This window comes from Brevundimonas sp. (assembly GCF_016463485.1).
In the GTDB taxonomy this organism is placed as follows: domain Bacteria; phylum Pseudomonadota; class Alphaproteobacteria; order Caulobacterales; family Caulobacteraceae; genus Brevundimonas.
Genome location: NZ_JAEMRD010000006.1, coordinates 1 through 18,644 on the forward strand (window position 1 = coordinate 1; position 18,644 = coordinate 18,644).

Genomic DNA, 18,644 nt, shown 5'->3' on the forward strand with positions numbered 1-18,644 from the left:
TCTCGCAAAAGCTCACCAACGCGCGGAGCCTAGCCGTCTCCACCGATCCGTTTCGGACGCCGGCACCTCGCTCAGATCAGCGTGGTCGCGCCACAGAGTGATCGCGCCCGCCTCGACCTCGAAGACCGAGATCGCCTTGACGGGCAAAACGCCGCCACGGCGGCCGCCAAGCAGATAGACGCTTTCAGCGAGCACCAAGTTGTCCTCGATAATGGTCCTGACGATGTGAAGCTCGAAGAGGACGTAGCTTTGGAAGAGCCGGCGCCAGAAGGCCAGGAGTGCGGGGCGACCGGACAGCTCGCCGGCGACGTCAAACCTCGCCGCGACGTGATCCGCCAAATAGGATTCCAGTCGGCGAACATCGCGGGCGGCGATCTCCCCCGCGAAAGCTTTGATGATGTCTCCAGCGTTTTGCGACATGATCACCGTTCAGTTAGCAACCATGCTCCGATTCTCGCTACGATATCGCGCCCAACGTGTGAGCCAGGTTCACTCTATGTCGATGATGCCGGTTCGCACCGCCAAAGCGACCGCTTCGATACGGGTCCGGACGCGAAGTTTAGCGCAGACCTTCTCGAGGTAGCTGTCGACGGTCCGAGGCGAGAGCCCCAGGATATCGCCGATATCGCCGGAGCTTTTGCCACGGCTGACCCAAGCGAGGCACTCGAGCTCGCGAGGGCTCAGCGTCGAGGCTTGCGAAGTCATCTTAATCTGAGCGCTTGAGGTCATGTTTTCCCCGGGTTTGCGATCCCCACGCTGCGCCGGAGGCCCCGCCCCCGCAATGCCAGGATCCTGCGGACAGTCCGCAAGAAACTTGCGCAGTTTCCGGTGATGCCACCCGCTTCGGCCGAAGATCGCCACCCCGCTTACGGCTTGCCTTCCCCGTCCTCTATCCGTAGATCAACGCGGGTCGGGCGCCGCCATATAGGGGCGGAGCGAGAGCCGGGGGTCCGTCATCGGCGGAGGCGGCGCTTCACCCTGAAGTAGCGGGCCTCTTCGCGGAGGATTCCTCGCCCGACCCCTCCACCTTGCACCGCGCCGCCGTTTGATTCATGCTTCGACTGTCGGCGCTTGCGTCGATAGGGGCCGGGAATCCCCTGTGCGAAGCTCACCTTTACGACCGCGCCCTTAAAGCGCGGCGTTCGTTCGCGGTCATGCGCGGCGCGCCCTTCGGCGCGCGCGTGTAATCTCGGGCGCGCGCCCGGATTCCCTCCGCCCCAGAACCGGCTGGAGGTCGCCTTGAGCGATGTGAAGGAGATGGACACGGGCGCTGCGGCGAGTCTCAACGGGCTCTACCGTCGCTACTCGGGATGGCTGGGAAAGCGGCTTCGCGCCCGCGTGGACGCCGACGAGGCCGCCGATGTCGTCCAGGAGACCTATCTGCGCATAACCCCCTACCTTCTGGACGACATCCGCCACCCCAAGGCCTTGCTGCTGCGGGTCGCCCTCAACCTGGTTCGTGACGAGCGTCGGCGTCTGATGCTGAGAGACAGGGCGCTCCAGCAGTCAGCGCCGATGCCGCAACCAAGCGCGGTCACCGCGGTGGATCGCATCCATCTCAAACAGATTCTGCAGACCATGCCGCCGCTATACCGTGACGTCTTCGTCTTGAGCCGGTTTGACGGTATGACATACTCCGAGATTGCTCTCGCTCACGGGATCAGCCTGGCGACGGTGGAACGGCGCATGGCCAAGGCCGTCGAGCACTGCATGGCGCAACTGGACGTCTAAGGCACGCACGATGACTGCCGACACCGATCTGGACGTAAGACGACGCGAGGCCGCGTCCTGGTTCGCCACCCTCAACCAGAAGCGGGTGGCGGCTGCGGATATCACCGCCTTCAGTCAATGGCGCCGGAAACCCGAGAACGCCGACGCCTACGCCCGGATCGAGACGATGTGGGAAGCGGCGGGAACGCTGCGCGGCGATGCGGACATTGCGGAGTTGACGCAAGGCGCCCGCGCGAGGGCGGATGCGTCACGCAAGAGCCGTACGCGGTCGTCGAAAATGCTTGTTCCGATCGCAGCGGTGGCGACGGTTGCAGCGCTCAGCGTGGGCGGCGTCCTCTGGTCGGTGCGAACTCCAGCGTATGAGACCGCACTGGGCGAGCGGCGGGTCATCGTTCTGGCCGACGGCTCAAGGGTGACCCTGGACACCGAGTCGCGCATCACCGTGAAGCTGACCGGGAGCCGCCGCATGGTCACTTTGACCGAGGGTCAGGCCTTCTTCGAGGTGAAGGGCGACCGCGCTCGCCCGTTCGTTGTCACGGCGGGAGGCACAGACGTCACCGCCATCGGGACGCGGTTCGATGTCCGACGCTCCGGCGACGGCGCCCAGGTGACGCTCGTTGAGGGCAAGATCGACGTCAGCTCGCGCACAGACGGCGCGCCGCGCTGGTCGCTTGTTCCGGGAGAGCAGATCGTCACGACCGCGCATCGACCGGCGGTCAAGGCCGTGGACGCAGCGTCTGAAACGAGCTGGACCGGAGGGCGACTGATCTTCGCCGGCGACACGGTCGAGGCGGCAGTCTTCGAGGTCAACCGCTACAGCCGCGCCAAGATCGTCCTGCGGGCGCCAGCGATCGCCAATATCGCGGTGAGCGGTGCGTTCAATACCGGCGACGTCGACGGGTTCGTGTCCGCCCTCACAGAACTCTACCCAGTCGTCGCGGTTCGGACAGCGGTCGATGAGATCGTCATTCGTGACGCGCCCTCGAAAAATGTGGCCGTGCGCTGAGGGGTTTTATCGCGCCCCTTCGTCTCTTCCCCGACCCGCGTCTGTGCGGATATCCATATCGGGGGATTTTTATGCGTTTCGGTCTCTGTTCTTCTGCGCTTGGGGCGCTCGCTCTCGCGGCGGCCACGCCTGTCGTGGCGCAGTCCCAAGCCCCGTCGATCCAGTTTCGGGTGCCCGCCGGCCCACTCAACGCCGCCCTTCCGCTGTTCGCCGCACAGAGCGGCGAGCAGATCCTCTATTCGACCGATCTGGTCGCCGGTCGGCAATCTCCCGGCGTCAGCGGCGCTCTGGGCACCGATCAGGCTCTGACCGCTCTGCTGCAGGGGACGGGCCTGAGGGCGCGCCGATCCAGCCCGAACACTCTCGTGGTTTTCGATCCCGGGGCACGGGCCGAGACGTCGGATGACGCCACTCAACTCGCAGAAATCGTCGTCACGGGAAGCCTGATCCGCGGGGTGGGCGACGGGCCTTCCCCGGTCATCACGGTGACGCGCGACGACATTGATCGCCAAGGGCACGGGACGGTGGCGCAGGCGCTGGCCGCCCTGCCCCAGAGTTTCGGCGGTACGGGCAATGACGCCGCAATGAGCAACGGCGGCGACAGGACCGGCACAAACAGTTTCTACGCCTCGGGCGTCAATCTGCGCGGGCTGGGCAGTGACGCGACCCTTGTGCTGGTGAACGGTCGCCGCATGGCAGGCACAGGAAACAAGGGCGATTTCGCCGACGTCTCCACCATTCCAACCAGCGCCGTGGCCCGGATCGACGTCCTACTCGACGGCGCGTCAGCCTTGTATGGTGCGGATGCTGTGGGTGGCGTGGTCAACATCATCCTGCGCGATGACTACGAGGGTGCGGAAACCCGCGTCAGATATGGCGCGACTTCAGACGGCGCGAGCGATGAAGTCCAGATCGCCCAGACCTTCGGCCGCCGCTGGACCTCAGGGTCGATCCTGGGCACCTACGAGTTCAATGATCGCAGTCGTCTGTTGGCCTCCGAGCGTGATCGGGCGAGCGATGCGGACTTGCGCAGGTTTGGCGGCTCCGACCGGCGCCGGATCTTCAGCAACCCCGGCAATATCGTCGTGTTTGACGCCGCTGCGGGCGGCTACGTCCCGACCTACGCGATCCCACGAGGTCAGAACGGGGTCGGCCTTCGGCCCACCGACTTTGTGGCCGGCCAAGGCAATCTCTACAATCACCGCGAGGGCCTGAACGTCATACCGGAGCAGACGCGGCACAGCGCCTATCTGGTCCTCAACCAGGACCTTGGCGACCGGGTCTCCGTCAACGCAGATGTCCGCTATGGCCTTCGCGATTTCGAAGCGGTTTCCCAAGGCTTCCCGACGACCTTTACGGTAACCTCGGCAAATCCGTTCTTCGTCTCTCCGACAGGGGCGAGCTCGCATATCATCGCCTATAATTTCGGGCAGGATCTCGGCAATCCGAGAATTAAGGGACGCGCCGAGAGCCTAGGGGCTTCGGTCGGCGCCAAGATCGACCTGGTCGGAAGCTGGCGGCTCGACACCTACGCCGCCTATGCGCGCGAGCACGGCGAGAACGACAGCAGCAACCAGCTGAACTCCACATTCCTCCGCGAGGCGCTGGGCGCCATCGCCGACAACCCGGCAACCCCATACAGCGCGCCCCGCGACGGGTATTTCAACCCGTTCGCCGACGGCTCGAACAGTTCGCCCGCTGCTCTGGCGTTCATCGGCTCCGGCTGGTCACGCGGTGTGGGTGAGACAACGATCTCGTCCATCAATGCTCTGGCGGACGGCTCCCTGTTCACGCTGCCCGCCGGCGAGGTCAAATTGGCCGTTGGCGCGGCTTTCCGTCGCGAAACCTTCGAGAGACAGGACACGAGCTTTACGTCGGGCGTCGCGCCCTCGGTCGGCGCACCCGTCGCCTTCGACCGCGAAGTCGCTTCCGCCTTTGCCGAGCTCCGCATTCCCCTCTTCGGTGCGGAGAACCGCCGCGCCGGGTTCGAACGGCTGGAGCTCTCCATTGCGGGACGCTTCGAGGAGTATTCAGACGCCGGGCAACCCACCAGTCCAAAGGTCGGGATCCTGTGGCAGCCCTATTCCGAGCTGGTGCTCCGCGCCAACTACGGCGAGTCCTTTCGCGCGCCTGCGCTTCGCGAACTTCATGAAACCGCAGATCAGAGCCCGAGCTTCCTGCCTCGCGGATCTCAGCAAGTGCTCACCGAGATTCTCTACGGCGGCAATCCCGATCTGGAGCCCGAACAGGCCAGGAGCTGGACGCTCGGCGGAGACTATCGGCCAGACGCCGTCCCGGGTCTTCGTTTAGGCCTCAATCTGTTCCGGATCGAATTCGACAACCAGATCGGCCAGCCTGCCTTCACCGCCATCACCACAGCGCTCACCAACCCTGCGTTGGCGGACTTCGTGCGGATCATCGATCCGATCAACAATGCGCAGGACCGCGAAGACATGCAGGCTCTGCTGGATTTGCCGACAACGGCTCTCGCGGACCTGTTCCCGGCCGAAGCCTATGGCGCGATTGTCGATGCGCGCTTCGTGAACACCTCCAGCGTCCTGCTCGAGGGAATAGACGCCAATCTCGGCTACGCGTTCGACCTCGGCGATCACGCCTTCGAGCTGGATGCCAACCTGACCTATATGGACCGGTTCGATACCCAGGCGACGCCCACCGCTCCTGTGCAGTCCGGGATTAACGGCCCCAACCTCCCCGTCGATCTGAGGGGGCGTGCATCGGCGAGCTGGAGCCGTCTCGACTGGGGGGCCTCAGCCGCCCTCAACTATGTCGACGGCTACCCTGACGTCACGGGACGCCCGATCGGATCCTGGACGACGGCGGACGTCCAGGTCCGCTATGCGCCGACCCACGGGCCGCTTGAAGGCACGACCCTGACGCTCAATGTGCAGAACCTTCTGAATACGGATCCGCCATTCTACGATGCGCCCGAAGGCGTCGCCTATGACGCAGCCAACACCAATGTTCTCGGCCGGTTTGTCTCCATCCAGCTAACCCGGAGCTGGTGATGAAAAATCTTGTCGGCCTTTTGGCTGCGGCGACCGTTCTGGTCGCCGCAAGCCCGGTCCTGTGCCAGACGGCTGCGCCGCCCGACGCCCCAGGCCCCTTCACACTCGATGACCTGCTCGGTCAGGAGGATGTCGGCAATATCCGTATTTCTCCGGACAGCCGCTGGGTCGTGCTTGAGCGACAGACTGCGTGGAACACGGCGAGCACGTACAAATACGACTACCAGACCGAGACCCTGTTGCGCCGACTGGAGGTGTTCACTTCGGCAGACGGCGTCCGTCGGCACACCCTTGCAAATCCCGGCCACTCGGAGGGATTTGCTTCGGGCCCATTCTCCCCGAGCGGCACGCAGATGGTTGTCTACCGACTGTCAGAGGCTGGATGGAGCATGGGCGTCATGACGCTCTCCACCGGCTCGGTGCTATGGCTCGATCTCTCACCGGAGTTGGCGCGCTTTGGCGAGACCGTGACGTGGTGCTCGGAGAAAGAGCTTCTGGTCGTGGCCCGCCGAAACGGTGCGCTTCCCTACATCATCGGGGTCTATGCCCAATCGGTCGAAAAGCAGATCGACCTCTGGCGACGTGCCGAGAGCGGCCATTCGCCGTCGTCGATCTCCGTGCCCAGCGGCTCGGCGCGCGATAGTCGCGACAAGGGGACATCGCTCCAGCTCGTCAGGGTCAATCTGACGACCGGCCGCGAGACCATCCTCCTCGAGGGCGCGATCATTGACATCGCGCTCTCGCCGGACGGCCGCTCGGCCGCCGCGTTGCTGGACGGTCCCGACATCCAGTATGGTCTCGATACGGTAATGTTCACCGGCACGCCAAAACGGGTACGCCGCGTAGTCCTGGCCGATCTGGAAACGGGCACGACCGTCGAACCCCTGCCCGACCAGGATTTCACTTCGCACCTGCTGTCCTGGTCGCCGCACTCCGACCGCTTGATCACCTTCGCACGCCCGCTTGGCGGGCGTTTCGAGGCTGGGCGATTCTGGCTGCTGAATCGGTCGGGCTCCGCTACCGCCATCGATCTGGGCGACGCTGAGCCGTGGATCGATGGAGACAGCCAAACCATTCCCATCGCCAGAGCCAGCTGGAACGCCGATCGGCCCGTCATCCAGGTCCGCTTGGGCAATGGGTCGAAAGCTTGGATGTCGATGGATCGCGGGGGACATCGCCAGACGGTGGCCCAGGTCGAGGATGGAGAAGCTCTCGTCCGCTTCGACGGCGCAGCATTCCTCAACCGCAGCAGCGGCTTGGTTCCCTTCCAGAACCATAGCAAGTTTGGCGGTCTCCGGGGCCGCCTCATCGATGCCGGGACATCCGCTGACCTCGGTGCGCGTGGCGCTCAAAACCCGACAGCGGAACGTTTTGGTCAAACCGTCTTGCTCGATCCGGAAGGTTGCGTACGACCGTCCAGCGGTTCGCCGCACTGCTTCGGCCCACTTCCTGCCAACGAAACGATCGTGGCTGCCAGCCCTGACGCCACCGCGATCGTGAGTCGGGGACGCTCTCCGGGCGGCGCGACGCAGGTTCGACTTCGAACCCCGGTCGGAAGCTTCGATCTGGCGACCGTCAATGAGGAGCTTGATCATCGCGCATGGGGCGATGTCGTCCCAGTCGAGACTACAGGATCGGACGGCCGGCCGCTGCGAAGCTGGCTGCTGCTACCCTCACGCCCCGCTTCCGGTCCTCCTCCAGTGGCCGTCATCGCCTACCCTGGCAGGGTGTTTCAGACCCCGCCTGCACGATTGCTGCCTGGCTCGCTGCAGCTGCACATCAACGCGGCCATCCTTTCTGCTGCGGGCTACGCGGTGCTCATGCCCAGCTTGCCTGAGCAGGCCTCTTCGTCTTCGGATCTGGGGAACCTCGGTCCGGAACTCGCGGCCATCGTCCGGGCGGCCTGCGCCGACTCCCGGTGTGACGCCGAGCGCGCGGCCCTCATTGGACACAGCTTCGGCGGCTATGGCGTCCTGCTGGCGGCGACGCAGACCGGAGCTTTCAAAGCCATCGTCGCTTCGAACGGCTACGGCGATCTCAGCGAAGCGTACGAGCCCAGGCTATACTCCAGCTTGAGCGGAGAAGCCGGCGTCTCCATCCAAAGCGGCTGGCTAGAAGGCGGTCAGGGTGGCCTCGGCGTCCCATTGGGCATGGAACCACGCCGTTACGTCGAGCGGAGCCCGCTTTATGCGGTCGACAGGATCCATACACCGACCCTGCTCATCCAGAGCGACTTCGACGGGTCCCGTTTCGACTCGATCTTCGGCGCTCTCTACCGCTTGAATCGGGAGGCGGAACTGGTGACCTATCTCGGCGAAAGCCACGAGTTTGTCAGTCCCGCCAATATCAGAGACCTGCATCTACGGATTCTCGGCTGGCTCGACCGCTACCTTGGCCCGCCGCACCCGCTCGATGCGAACCTCCCAGGTCAGGGCCCAGACCTCGAGGGCGCAGAGGATCAGGAAGCGGTTGGTCGCGGGATCCCAAATTAGCCGCGAGTCCGCGAGATCCTGATCAAACCCCCGGGTGTCGATCAGGCCGTTCGCCGCCAACCGACCGCCCACGAGCAGCGTCTTGACGACATCCACGCTCTGCCGCACGACCATGGCGTAGAAGCGACTGAGGTCGCCCTTGTCCCGTCGCTCGGCGATGACCGGCGGCAGACGCTCCTTGAAAGCCGACCGCGCCAGCCCGCGATCCCTCGCCCCCAGAGTAAGGCGATCGGTGGGAATGGAGAGGCAATGTTCCATCACCGGCTGGGTCAGAAGCGGATGAAGCAGGGTCGCCGAGCGGGCGCGAAGGCAGTCGCTCCAGTATGTCTGGCAGTTGGCGAGCTGCAAAACCTGGCGCGCCTTGGCCGGCGGCAGCGTCTCCGCTCCAGCGAGCCATTGGTGTCGTCTGGTTGTCGACGGCGGGCGAGGCTTGGGAAACAGACTGTGTCTTGCGATTGTCCAGACCGAGTGTCGTGTCCAGCGCGCCACCGACGCCACGTAGATAGGGTCCAGCCCCTTTAGCCCTTCCCGTCGGACCCGGTCCGCCACCACCAAGGGGTCCGGCGACTGGAAGAAGACGGCGTCTCCGCCCTGTCCCGTCAACAGACCGGTTGCCCGCCTTTCTCGCGCCCGACCGGCCATGTCGGCGTCATAGACCATGTCGATGCCGTGGAGCGCAGGGCGGACACCCTGGCCGAGCGGATCGAACTGGCGACGGCTCACAGGTGCGATCGGCTTGTGGATCTCCTCAAGATCGACGCCGAGCCGAGCCGCGGCTGCGCGCGCAAAAGGCCGTTCGTCACCCTCGGGCTGGTCATCGTAATAGTTGATGTACCGCGACTTCGCGCCTCCGCCGTTCCCAATGAGGCTGGCGGCAACGATCGCCGAGTCCAGACCGCCCGAAATTTCGGTGACGATCCGGTCGTGGTCAGCCACCAGCACCGACACAGCGCGATCGACGACCTCGACCAAAGCCTCGGGTCTGTCGTCCCAGTCGCGGGCATCCGCTGCATACAGCGTCGGCGTCCAGACGGCCTCCTGTGTCACCGCTGTGCCCACCCGCGCCAGACTTCCCGGCATCACAGCGCTGAGCCCGGTCAGGGCCAATCTATCCGAGGCCAGATTCACGGCGCCGACGATCTCGCCGAGAACCGTCCAGTCGATGGCGAGATCGTCCGGCAGGATGCCGTTCAGCGCCTCGGGCGGTTGGCTGGACGCCAGAGCGGCGGACCCGGAGCGCCAACAGATGCAATCGAGCGCGCCGCTGGGATCACGCAACAGCCTCAGATCGCCGTCATCATCCCGCCAGATAAAGACGTAGCGGCCCCAACCATGGGACACGACTGCTCGCGCCAGTGCACCGGCTGAGCGGTGAAGCGCGACAAGGGTCGACAAGAACGTGCCGTCCGCCTGCCAGTCGCCGATCAGAATGTGTCGGCGGTGCACCTGGGTAGCCTTTAGCGGAGAGTCAGGACCGAGGTAGACGCTCAGTCCCTCGACCTCCAATGCCTTGCGCCAACCTGCGGCGAGCAGCCTCCGGACCGCGTCGGCCAGATATCCGGACGGTGCTTCCGCTCCGTGCTCGTCGATGACGACATAGCCCCGAAGGTCGGGTGTGGTGACGGTCATCGGCAATAGATCGGCGTGTAGGCCGCGAGCCGCTCGACATCGTCGTTGAGACAGACATCGTCGATCTGAACCCAGCAATGCGCCGAGAACGGCCAGAGACGGATACCGAAGACCCAGTCGGCCGACAGACCACTTCGCCGCAGATAGCTCATAAGCAAAGCCGACCGCACGAGGCATTCGCCTTCTTGCGGGAGCCAAGGCGCGATCCGCCAGAAAGCTCGGGCCGCGTCTGCGACCTTCCCGGCGATTGCCGCATTATCTCGGGCTGGAGCGACAGCAAGGATCGGATGCAGTCCCGTACTGCGTAGCGCGCGACGGACATCCCACACAGCCCCACAGCCCTTCACGATCTGACCGAACGAAACTCTCGTCGGCGTATCGTGGATGATGGTCTTCACGGGCAAGGGCGGCGGGATCCTCGCCGGGGCGCGGCCGCGATCCGCGGTCAGACCTGCTTCAACGATGGCAGCCTCCGTCGGACCGCTTAGTTGCAGGACGGCGCCATTCTCGGTGCGAACACCGACTGCACCGCCTGGAAGGCACAAATACGCGTCTGCATCGAGATCGATCAGGGCAAGGTCCTCGCCCACCACCACCGCATGCACGCCGCTCTTGAGGAACGACCCCATTTCAAATCCCCTGGGTGAATTATATGCGCAGCCTTTGGCTGTGCCGCCTGCGGTCGAAGAGAGTTCAGGCGCGTCGATGCCTGCTCACTTGAAAGTTTCCCTCAAGCCGGTCGGCAAGCTGTAGAAGCTGGGCGGGATCAGCTCGACCCGACTGCCGCAATCGCACGCGCGCGTTGTCCGTCGGACGGAGCCGCAGACGACAAGGTTTGACACGATGAACTTCATGGTGATCTCCGTCGGCGAACGGAGCCCACGGCGGTGCCGTAGGCTCCGCCGACCGCTCAGCTGAGGCGGACTTCCGCGTTGGTGTAGCGGAGCTCGGGAACGAGCTCGGCCCGCTTGCCGTCCTCGACCGCCCGCGTCTCGTCCCGGGCCGACCCCAGGCGGGTGACCTCGGCGCCCACGCCGGCCTTGGTGTAGAACTGGCCGCCGATGAGCTCCATGTGGGTCCCACCGGAGTCCGCGCGGGTTTCACGCCGCGCAGAGCCCAGTGCGATCAGGCTCGACATCGTTTTCTTCAGCATGGCTTACCTCCTTCTTCCGACCGGAATGGCCGGTACTGACAGAAGGAAACAGGCGCACCGTATTTTCAAACTATATTTGAAATATACTTCATGCCGACTGACGCATCACAGCTTCAAGCGATTGAGATGCCGCATATCTGCTTTCGTGATAGGCCAAGAGCGCCTCGCCGAGCTCATCAGGCCGGCCCTTTGTGCTGATGCGTTCAATTTCGAGCACAATGTCCAATCCCGTATTTTGTAGCAGCGCTTCAATGCGGCGGATCGGTCTCAGCCGAGCAGAGACACGGCGATAGGCCTCGACGACTGCGCTGTTCTTCCCCTGCCCCGCGAGGTGATCGAACACCGCCTCAATCTGGAGGATTTCGTCAGTCGGATCGTCTCCGGCCGGCCACTCCACAATGACGACAGGGCGTGAGGACCATCGGAGAAACTGCTCGTGCAGCTCGTAAAGTCCAACGATATCAGCCGCCGTTGGGCTAGGCGCGAAATAGCCCCGACCGGGCCGATGCTCGACAATCCCTTCACCGGCGAGATGGGCCAGCGCTTCGCGGACCGGCGTCGGGCTAAGGCCGAGCTCCGCGGCGAGGCTGGTGGCGACCAACGGATGGCCCCAACCGAACCGCCCGGCGGCCGCATAGCCGGACAGGGCCTTTCTGGCGACAGCGAAGTGATCCCTTTCGCGCATCACAGAACGACCCAGCAGGCGCGCCGCGCAACCGGCTGCCGGACCGGAGCGCGGCATCCGCGCAAGTCGCTATCTGAGCGAGTAACCCTAAGGCAAAGGTCAGTTTTCATACAAGAACCGCATGTTCTTTGCGCACTTTACGCAAGACTCGGGACACCGTGAGCTTCCCGTCTTCCATTTGATGCTCAACTGCCCCATTTTTCAACCACCGGGAGTACGGCGTAGGGAATCGCGTTGACCTCCACAACCCGAGGCAGCCGAGCTGATGGAAAGCGATCGTCCCCGCTCTCAAAACGAAATCCTGGGCGCGGCCCTGAGATTGATCCGCCTGCACAGGCGAATGAAGCCGGCTGAAGTCGCCGACGCCATGGGCATGGCCAAGCGGTCCTACGAGCATTTCGAGGCCGGAAAAGGAAAGGTCAACCTAGAGCGAATCCACCGGTTCGCCGAGGCCACGGACAGCGATCCCTACGCGATCATCGACTGCATGGCGCTCGGGTCTCCTGAGTTCGCGGTCAGATGCGCAGACAACAAGGCGATGCTGGCGATGCGGGTCGTCACCCAGGAGTTTGACGAGGAGGTCGGCGACGCCATCATGGAGCTCGACACGCGATCGATCATCAACGCGTTCACCAGGACGCTGAAGGACCTCGGGATGCAGGCCGTGCGACGCGACGACGCGGCGAAGGAGTGGCTGGAAGAGCGGATCGGGCGACTGGTCAAGCCGTCGGCGGACGACGAAACCTGAGGGCAGGACTGACTCACACCGTAAATCTTCGACCGAAAACTTGCGGACTTGCCGCAAACTCAGATCCGGGTCTGGCTTGAGTCCATGTCCCAGTCCCCTCCCCCCCGTGCTGACCAGGACCATGTCGGACTCGCCGACCGGCTGTCCACACGGCAGTCCGATTGCCTCCGCCTGGCCGCAAAAGGTCTGTCTTCACGCGAGATCGGCCAACGTCTGAACCTCTCGGCTCGAACGGTGGACGACCACATCCTGCTCGGATGCCGGCTCCTCGGCGTCAGAACCCGGGTGCAGGCCGTCGCCCGACTGGCTCGCGATGATCGCCGCGCGCCGGAGCCCCGGTCCTTCACACCGTAGTCCTCCGGTGGCGCCCTAGCGGATCGAATGCCGACCTCTGATCCGCTTTTCTGAAGGCTCCCGAATGGAGCCTTGCCTTGCTCGATCTTGCTCTTGTCCTCGCGCTCTCGACCCAATGCGCGCCCGGCGTGTCACCCCGGACGATGGCCGCCATCGCCCATGCCGAAAGCCGGTTCGACCCGCTCGCGATCGGGGTCAACGGCAGGAGTGCGGTGCGCCAGCCCCGCACGCGCGACGAGGCGATCAACACCGCGCGGCACCTGATCGATTCCGGGGCCAGCATCGATCTCGGGCTCGCGCAGATCAACAGCGCCAATCTCGCTTGGCTAGGCTTGACGGTTGAAGACACGTTCGACCCGTGTCGCAATCTGGCCGCCGCGGCGACCGTTCTGCGGGCGGGGTTCCGGCCGGCTTCAGACCGCGTCGACGACCGTCAACATGCGCTTCGCGTCGCCCTGTCCCGGTACAATACGGGCCACCCGGAGCGCGGCTTCCGCAACGGCTATGTCGCTCGCGTCGAAGCGTCGGGTGTTCGTCTCGGTCTCTCTGACCCGACGGTCGCCGTCGGGTCAGGGCCGGAAGGTCCGGTGGAACCTGTGATGCTGGCCGCCGGACGCTCGCCGCAAGCCGCGCCGCCCGCCTGGGACGTGTTCGCCCGAGCGGCCGTGAGCCCCGCCACCGCCTTTCCCCCCGCTGCCCAGAACCAGACCAGGAGCGTTGTCCCATGACCCTGTCCGTTGATCACCGCCGCCGCGGCGCAACCGTCGCCATAGCCGTGGCTGCGACCTTCATGAGCGTTCAACCGGCGTTCGCCTCAGCGAACGTCGAGGGCCTCCTGCAGAATGTCGTGGACATGCTGACCGGCAATACGGCTCGCCTGCTGGCGATCCTCGCCGTTGTGGTGGTCGGGATCCTCTGGATGTTCGGCCTGTTCGACCTGCGTCGCGCGGCCATCGTCATTCTCGGCATCGTGGTGGTTTTCGGCGCGGCGGAGATCGTCGGCCTCATCACTGGCGGCGCCTGATGAGCCGGTCCGACCACCTGGTTATGATCGCTGGCGCCACGGGCGTTGCGGCATTGGCGTTGATGCTCGGCCGCCGGCTGATTTCGCCGACCCGGTTCGCCCAGGCGCTCGCCGCCGGATTGGTCAGCCTGGGTCTGGCCAGGCTGGCTCTCGCCCTGAGCGGCACCGACCATGTCTGAGGAACGCTTGATCGAGGACCCGCTGTTCCTCGCCTGCACACGCCCCGCGATGATCATGGGGGTGCCGATGGAGGCCATGGGGGTCAATGTTATGATCTCGGGTCTGGCCTTCCTCGTCGGCGGAAGCCTTCTCTACCTGCTCATCGCGCCGGTCCTGCACCTCGTCTTCCGCGCCGTCTGCAAGGTCGATCACAACGCATTTCGCCTGCTGCTGGTGTTTGTCGACACCAAGGGCCGTGCGCGCAACGGCGCCCTCTGGGGCGGCAGCTCACCCACCCCGCTGCCGGTCATTCGCCGATACACGCTCGGGGAGGTCGCCCGTGGCTGAGACTCACGCAACGTCGCGCCTGCGCAAGGAGCCGGACGCAAGGTCCGGCCTTCCCTACGCCCGCCATGCCAGCGATGACCTCGTCGTCCTCGACAGCGGCGCGTTGATGATGGCGTTCCAGATCCAGGGCGCCGCGTTCGAAACCGCCGATCTGCGCGACCTCAACGACTGGCATGTGAAGCTGAATCAGGCCTGGAGGAATCTGGCCGATGATCGGCTCGCCGTCTGGCATCATATCGTCCGACGCGAGGTTATTCCGGCCACGGCATCGGGTTTCCGGTCCGCGTTCGCAACGACGCTGACCGCAGCCTATGAGGCCCGTCTCAGCGGCCGTCGGATGTTCGTCAACGAGCTCTACGTCACCCTGATCCTCCACCCGGGCCGAGATCCCGGCGATCGCGCGGCGGCGCTGATGCGACGGCTGAGGTCGGCGAGGCGGACCGATGAGGAGGTCTCGCTCGAGGCGATCAAACGTCTGACGGATGCGGGACGTGATCTCGAACAGTATCTCGGCCGCTATCAACCTCGACGCCTTGCCCTTTACGAGCACCGCGGAGTCTGGTGCTCCGAACCCATGGAGCTTGTCCGGCTGATCCTCACGGGCCAGCCGGGCCGGGTTCCGATCGTTCACGGCCATCTGGGATCCGCAGCGTACACCGTGCGCGCGATCTTCGGCAGGGAGACGCTGGAGATCCGGGACGTGGACGGCGCCCGTTTCGCGGGCATTCTCGCGATCAAGGAATACCCCGCGACCACCCGCCCCGGGTTATGGAACGCCTTGCTGAGCGCGCCCTTCGGGTTTGTCGTTACCCAGTCCTTCGCCTTCCTGTCGAAGGCGGCCGCGCGCGCGGTCATGGAGCGAAAGCAGAACCAGATGGTGTCGGCGCGGGATCGCGCGGCGTCACAGATCGACGGGCTCTCCCAAGCCCTGGACGACCTCGTCAGCAACCGGTTCGTTCTCGGCGAACACCAGGCCTCGGTTCTCGTTTATGGCGACGACCCGTCGCAGCTGGCAGATCACCTGTCCAAGACGCGCGCGCATCTGGCCGATTCCGGCCTCGTCGTCGCCCGTGAAGATCTCGGTCTCGAGGCGGCGTTCTGGTCGCAGTTTCCGGGCGGATTTTCGCGACGCACCCGACCGGCGGCGATTACCTCGCGAAACTTCGCCGCGCTGGCGCCCTTCCATGCCTTCCCGGTCGGCCAGCCTCACGGAAATCACTGGGGCCCTTCCGTTGCGACCCTGCGAACTTCGGCGGGCTCACCCTTCTATTTCAACTTCCATGTCGCCGACCTCGGCCACACCTTCATCTGCGGCCCTTCGGGATCCGGCAAGACCGTCGTCCAGAACTTCATGCTGGCGCAGCTCGAGCGGTTCGACGCCCAGCAGCTGTTCATCGACAAGGACCGCGGCGCCGAGATCTTCGTGCGCGCCTGCGGAGGGACCTACCTCGCCCTTCGGAACGGCGAACCGACCGGCTTTGCCCCCTTTAAGGCTCTGGAGCCCTCCGCCGCCAATCGCGCCTTCCTGAGCCGGCTGGTGCGCGCCCTGGTGATGCGTCCTGACGAAACCCTGTCGGTCCCTGAGACCCGAGCGATCGATGAGGCCGTGGCGGCGCTGGAAGCCTTGCCGCGTGATCGCCGCTCCCTGACCGCGCTGCGTAGTCTGCTCGGTCAATCCGACGGCGCGGGCGTGGGGGCGAGGCTGGAACGGTGGACGCGAAGCGGCCCCCTCGGCTGGGCGCTCGATGGGGAGGATGACGCCCTGTCTCTGGACGCCCGTTTCGCCGGCTTCGACATGACCGACGTCCTGGATCATCCCGAGGTTCGCAACCCGATGATGCTCTACCTCTTCCACCGGATCGCACAACGCGTGGACGGCCGCAGGCTGGTCCTCGACATCGACGAGTTCTGGAAGGTCCTCGGCGATCCCGCCTTTACCGATCTGGCGCAGGACGGGTTGAAGACCTGGCGCAAGCAGAACGCCTTGATGGTGTTCGGCACCCAGTCGCCTGCGGACGCCCTGCGCTCCCCGATCGCCCACACCATCCTCGAGCAATGCGCGACCAAGATCTTCCTGCCCAATGCACACGCCCAGGCACGCGACTACGTCGACGGCTTCGGCCTGAGCCAGGAGGAGTTCCGGCTGATCCGTGACGAACTGACGCCCGAGTCCCGGCGGTTTCTCGTCAAACAGGGCCACGACAGCGTGGTGGTCGAGCTCGATCTCAAGGGCTTGGATGACGAGCTCGCCGTCCTGTCCGGACGCACTGAAACCGTCGCCTTGCTGGACCGGCTCAGGACGGAGTTCGGCGACGACTACGCCGACTGGCGGGGCCCATTCCAAAACCAGAGGAGACTGACATGAGAGCGACATTCTTCGCCCTGAGCGCCGCACTGAGCGCCATACTGGCCACTGCCGTGGGGGCGCCGGCCCACGCGCAACAGGTGGTCTACGACCCGACCGCCTTCGCCCAGATGGTCAAGGACGCCCGCACGGCGATCGACCAGCTGGACGCCATGAAGACCCAGGTCCAGCAGGGCGCCGAACTCTTCGAGAGCCTCAACGAGCTGTCGAACGTCAACGCGATTGCAGAGCGTCTGGGATTGCCGGAAATCCGCAATCCGCTCCCGGACATGGCGACGCTGAGATCCGCAGCCAGCGGCGATCTTTCCGCGCTCGGCGATCTGGCCGAGCGCGCAGACGCCATCCGGCGCGACACCCGGCTTTATACAGCTGACGAAGAGACGGCGTCTTCGGCGGCGCTGGAGAGATCCGGCGCGCTGGCGGCCCGTGACCTCGCGATCGGAGAGACCATCGACCGGGCGGCGGCCGACCGGCTCGAGGGTCTGGAGACGCTGCGACGCGCGCTCGACACCGCGCCGAACGCACGCGCAGTCATGGACCTGGAAGCCCGGCTTACAGCGGAGCAGGCGATCATCCAGAACGAGCAGGTGCGCCTTCAGGGGCTTGCCCTGACGCAGGCGGCTGAAGCCCGGCTGGAAGAGCAGCGCGCCCGGGAGCGCGCTGAGGCCAGTCGCTCGACCCGCATGGACGCCTATCGCCAGGCCTTCCAGTGAACCGGCTTCTGATCAGCCTTTGCCTTCTGGCCGGCGGCTGCGACGCGCCCGAACAGACGGACCGCCGCCCGGAGCACGAGCGACTCCGGTCCGTCGTCGCCGCTTGCGACCGGGGCGCACAGCGACCTGACTGCGATGCCGCGCGCCGATCCCTCGCCGAGGTCCGGCGCGAGGATCGGATGTCCGCCTACCGCGAAGCGTTCTGAGGGAGGGCGGGATGTCGTTCAGGGTCTTCGAGCCGGCCTACAATTTCCTCGACGAACGACTGAACGCCTTCCTCGGTGATCGGCTCGGCTCGGTGATCGCGGAGGTCGAGGGACCGCTGCGGGTCGCACTCGTTCTCTATGTCGTCCTCTACGGCTTCGCGATCTTCAGGGGCGCCATCAGCGAACCGATCATGGATTTCGCGATCCGGGCGATCAAGCTCCTCTTCATCTACGTCCTGGCGACCACCCCCGCCTATTCAGACTTCGTCACCGAACCCCTGTTCCGTGATCTGCCCAACTTCCTCGCGCGCGCCGTGAGCGGCTCTGAGACCCCGAACGTGGGCGCGGCCTTCGACCAGTTCCTCGCCTATGCGGGCTATCTCGGGGAGAAGATCGGGCGCGAGGGGACCGCCTTCGATCTGGCTCCGTTCATCGTATCGGCGGTCGTCTTCCTCGTCGGCGCCCTGGCTTGCGCCCTCGGCTTCGGGGTCGTGCTCGTCGCCAAGCTCGCGCTCGCCCTTCTCGTCACCCTGGGGCCCATCTTCATCGCCTGCGCCCTGTTCGACGCGACCCGTCGGTTCTTCTTCGGATGGCTGTCGCAGGCGGTGAACTACCTCGTCCTGTTCGCCCTGATCATCACGATCTTCCAGCTCGTCCTTTCGCTGGTCCGCGATCAGTGGGGCGCCATCGAGGGCGGGGATCCGATGGTTGGCGGGCTCATCTTCATTGCGCTCTGCTTGCTCGGCGCGATTTTCTTTCTCCAGACACCGGCGATCGCCGCCGGCATCGCCGGCGGGGCCAGCGCCGGCCTGGCGGACTTCGCCAATGCCGCCTCGCTGGGGTCGAGCCCCTCCGGCGCCGCGCGTGGTCCACTCGAAGCCAGCCGCCAGCCTCCCAAGGGCGGCGGATCCATTCGCCCCACAGGAGCTCGCTGATGCCCGCCCATCGAAGTTTCAGAACTGCCTTGCTGACGGCTGCCATCCTTCAAGGTCTGTCGGCATGCGC

The 18,644-nt window shown here is 65.1% G+C and carries 18 protein-coding genes and 1 pseudogene; 13 read left to right on the plus strand and 6 right to left on the minus strand.

The genetic code is table 11. The features are described 5' to 3' along the window. Positions 1 to 12: 12 nt before the first annotated feature. Together JHC99_RS02105 and JHC99_RS02110 are read right to left on the minus strand one after the other, a co-directional pair. On the minus strand, positions 13 to 420 hold the full coding sequence (locus tag JHC99_RS02105) for a nuclear transport factor 2 family protein (protein ID WP_292151816.1): 408 nt from the start codon (positions 418 to 420) through the stop codon (positions 13 to 15). A 69-nt stretch (positions 421 to 489) separates the two neighbouring features. Next, positions 490 to 729, minus strand: coding sequence for a helix-turn-helix transcriptional regulator (locus JHC99_RS02110; RefSeq protein WP_366927699.1), 240 nt, complete (start codon positions 727 to 729; stop codon positions 490 to 492). A gap of 519 nt (positions 730 to 1,248) precedes the next feature. Between JHC99_RS02110 and JHC99_RS02115 the strand changes: the two genes are divergently transcribed. The 4 genes from JHC99_RS02115 to JHC99_RS18715 all read left to right on the plus strand — a co-directional run bounded on the left by JHC99_RS02115 (position 1,249) and on the right by JHC99_RS18715 (position 8,255). Further along, on the plus strand, positions 1,249 to 1,731 hold the full coding sequence (locus JHC99_RS02115; RefSeq protein WP_292151864.1) for an RNA polymerase sigma factor: 483 nt from the start codon (positions 1,249 to 1,251) through the stop codon (positions 1,729 to 1,731). 10 nt (positions 1,732 to 1,741) lie between these two features. Further along, a complete protein-coding gene (locus JHC99_RS02120) occupies positions 1,742 to 2,737 on the plus strand; it encodes a FecR domain-containing protein (protein WP_292151817.1) in 996 nt (331 codons plus the stop codon). 71 nt (positions 2,738 to 2,808) lie between these two features. Next, positions 2,809 to 5,763 carry a TonB-dependent receptor gene (locus JHC99_RS02125; RefSeq protein WP_292151818.1) on the plus strand — a complete coding sequence of 985 codons (2,955 nt, stop codon included), beginning with the start codon at positions 2,809 to 2,811 and terminating at the stop codon, positions 5,761 to 5,763. Then, positions 5,763 to 8,255 carry a prolyl oligopeptidase family serine peptidase gene (locus JHC99_RS18715; protein ID WP_366927700.1) on the plus strand — a complete coding sequence of 831 codons (2,493 nt, stop codon included), beginning with the start codon at positions 5,763 to 5,765 and terminating at the stop codon, positions 8,253 to 8,255. Before JHC99_RS02125 ends, JHC99_RS18715 begins: the two co-directional genes overlap by 1 nt. A gap of 9 nt (positions 8,256 to 8,264) precedes the next feature. Here the strand turns inward: JHC99_RS18715 and JHC99_RS02135 are convergent. The 4 genes and pseudogenes from JHC99_RS02135 to JHC99_RS02150 form a co-directional block, all read right to left on the minus strand. Beyond that, positions 8,265 to 9,884: pseudogene (locus JHC99_RS02135) on the minus strand (asparagine synthase-related protein); the annotation flags it as partial. After that, complete coding sequence (locus JHC99_RS02140; protein ID WP_292151820.1) at positions 9,881 to 10,513, minus strand: lasso peptide biosynthesis B2 protein; 633 nt, start codon at positions 10,511 to 10,513, stop codon at positions 9,881 to 9,883. The gene JHC99_RS02140 and the pseudogene JHC99_RS02135, both read right to left, overlap by 4 nt. A 281-nt stretch (positions 10,514 to 10,794) precedes the next feature. Beyond that, positions 10,795 to 11,037 carry a hypothetical protein gene (locus JHC99_RS02145; RefSeq protein WP_292151821.1) on the minus strand — a complete coding sequence of 81 codons (243 nt, stop codon included), beginning with the start codon at positions 11,035 to 11,037 and terminating at the stop codon, positions 10,795 to 10,797. Between the two features lie 88 nt (positions 11,038 to 11,125). Next, entirely contained in the window at positions 11,126 to 11,779 is a 654-nt protein-coding gene (locus tag JHC99_RS02150) for a GntR family transcriptional regulator (RefSeq protein ID WP_292151822.1), read from the minus strand. Positions 11,780 to 11,987: 208 nt separating this feature from the next. Here JHC99_RS02150 and JHC99_RS02155 point away from each other — a divergent pair, with 208 nt between their 5' ends. The 9 genes from JHC99_RS02155 (at position 11,988) to JHC99_RS02195 (ending at position 18,574) form a co-directional block, all read left to right on the plus strand. Continuing rightward, positions 11,988 to 12,470, plus strand: a complete 483-nt coding sequence (locus JHC99_RS02155) for a helix-turn-helix transcriptional regulator (protein ID WP_292151823.1) — start codon at positions 11,988 to 11,990, stop codon at positions 12,468 to 12,470. A gap of 84 nt (positions 12,471 to 12,554) precedes the next feature. Next, entirely contained in the window at positions 12,555 to 12,824 is a 270-nt protein-coding gene (locus tag JHC99_RS02160) for a helix-turn-helix transcriptional regulator (protein WP_292151824.1), read from the plus strand. Positions 12,825 to 12,901: 77 nt separating this feature from the next. Then, positions 12,902 to 13,552 (plus strand): lytic transglycosylase domain-containing protein, encoded by a 651-nt coding sequence (locus tag JHC99_RS02165; RefSeq protein ID WP_292151825.1) that lies wholly within the window; start codon positions 12,902 to 12,904, stop codon positions 13,550 to 13,552. After that, positions 13,549 to 13,848, plus strand: a complete 300-nt coding sequence (locus tag JHC99_RS02170) for a TrbC/VirB2 family protein (protein ID WP_292151826.1) — start codon at positions 13,549 to 13,551, stop codon at positions 13,846 to 13,848. The genes JHC99_RS02165 and JHC99_RS02170 overlap by 4 nt, the downstream gene beginning before the upstream one ends. Continuing rightward, positions 13,848 to 14,027, plus strand: a complete 180-nt coding sequence (locus JHC99_RS02175) for a hypothetical protein (protein ID WP_292151827.1) — start codon at positions 13,848 to 13,850, stop codon at positions 14,025 to 14,027. Before JHC99_RS02170 ends, JHC99_RS02175 begins: the two co-directional genes overlap by 1 nt. A 7-nt stretch (positions 14,028 to 14,034) precedes the next feature. After that, the gene (locus tag JHC99_RS02180) at positions 14,035 to 14,355 is read left to right on the plus strand and encodes a type IV secretion system protein VirB3 (RefSeq protein ID WP_292151828.1); all 321 of its coding nucleotides are present in this window, start codon (positions 14,035 to 14,037) and stop codon (positions 14,353 to 14,355) included. Further along, entirely contained in the window at positions 14,348 to 16,720 is a 2,373-nt protein-coding gene (locus tag JHC99_RS02185; protein ID WP_292151829.1) for a VirB4 family type IV secretion/conjugal transfer ATPase, read from the plus strand. Before JHC99_RS02180 ends, JHC99_RS02185 begins: the two co-directional genes overlap by 8 nt. Continuing rightward, positions 16,717 to 17,433: a type IV secretion system protein gene (locus JHC99_RS02190; protein ID WP_292151830.1), complete on the plus strand. Its 717-nt coding sequence runs from the start codon at positions 16,717 to 16,719 to the stop codon at positions 17,431 to 17,433. The genes JHC99_RS02185 and JHC99_RS02190 overlap by 4 nt, the downstream gene beginning before the upstream one ends. Positions 17,434 to 17,650: 217 nt before the next feature. Further along, complete coding sequence (locus JHC99_RS02195) at positions 17,651 to 18,574, plus strand: type IV secretion system protein (RefSeq protein ID WP_292151831.1); 924 nt, start codon at positions 17,651 to 17,653, stop codon at positions 18,572 to 18,574. Positions 18,575 to 18,644: the final 70 nt, after the last annotated feature.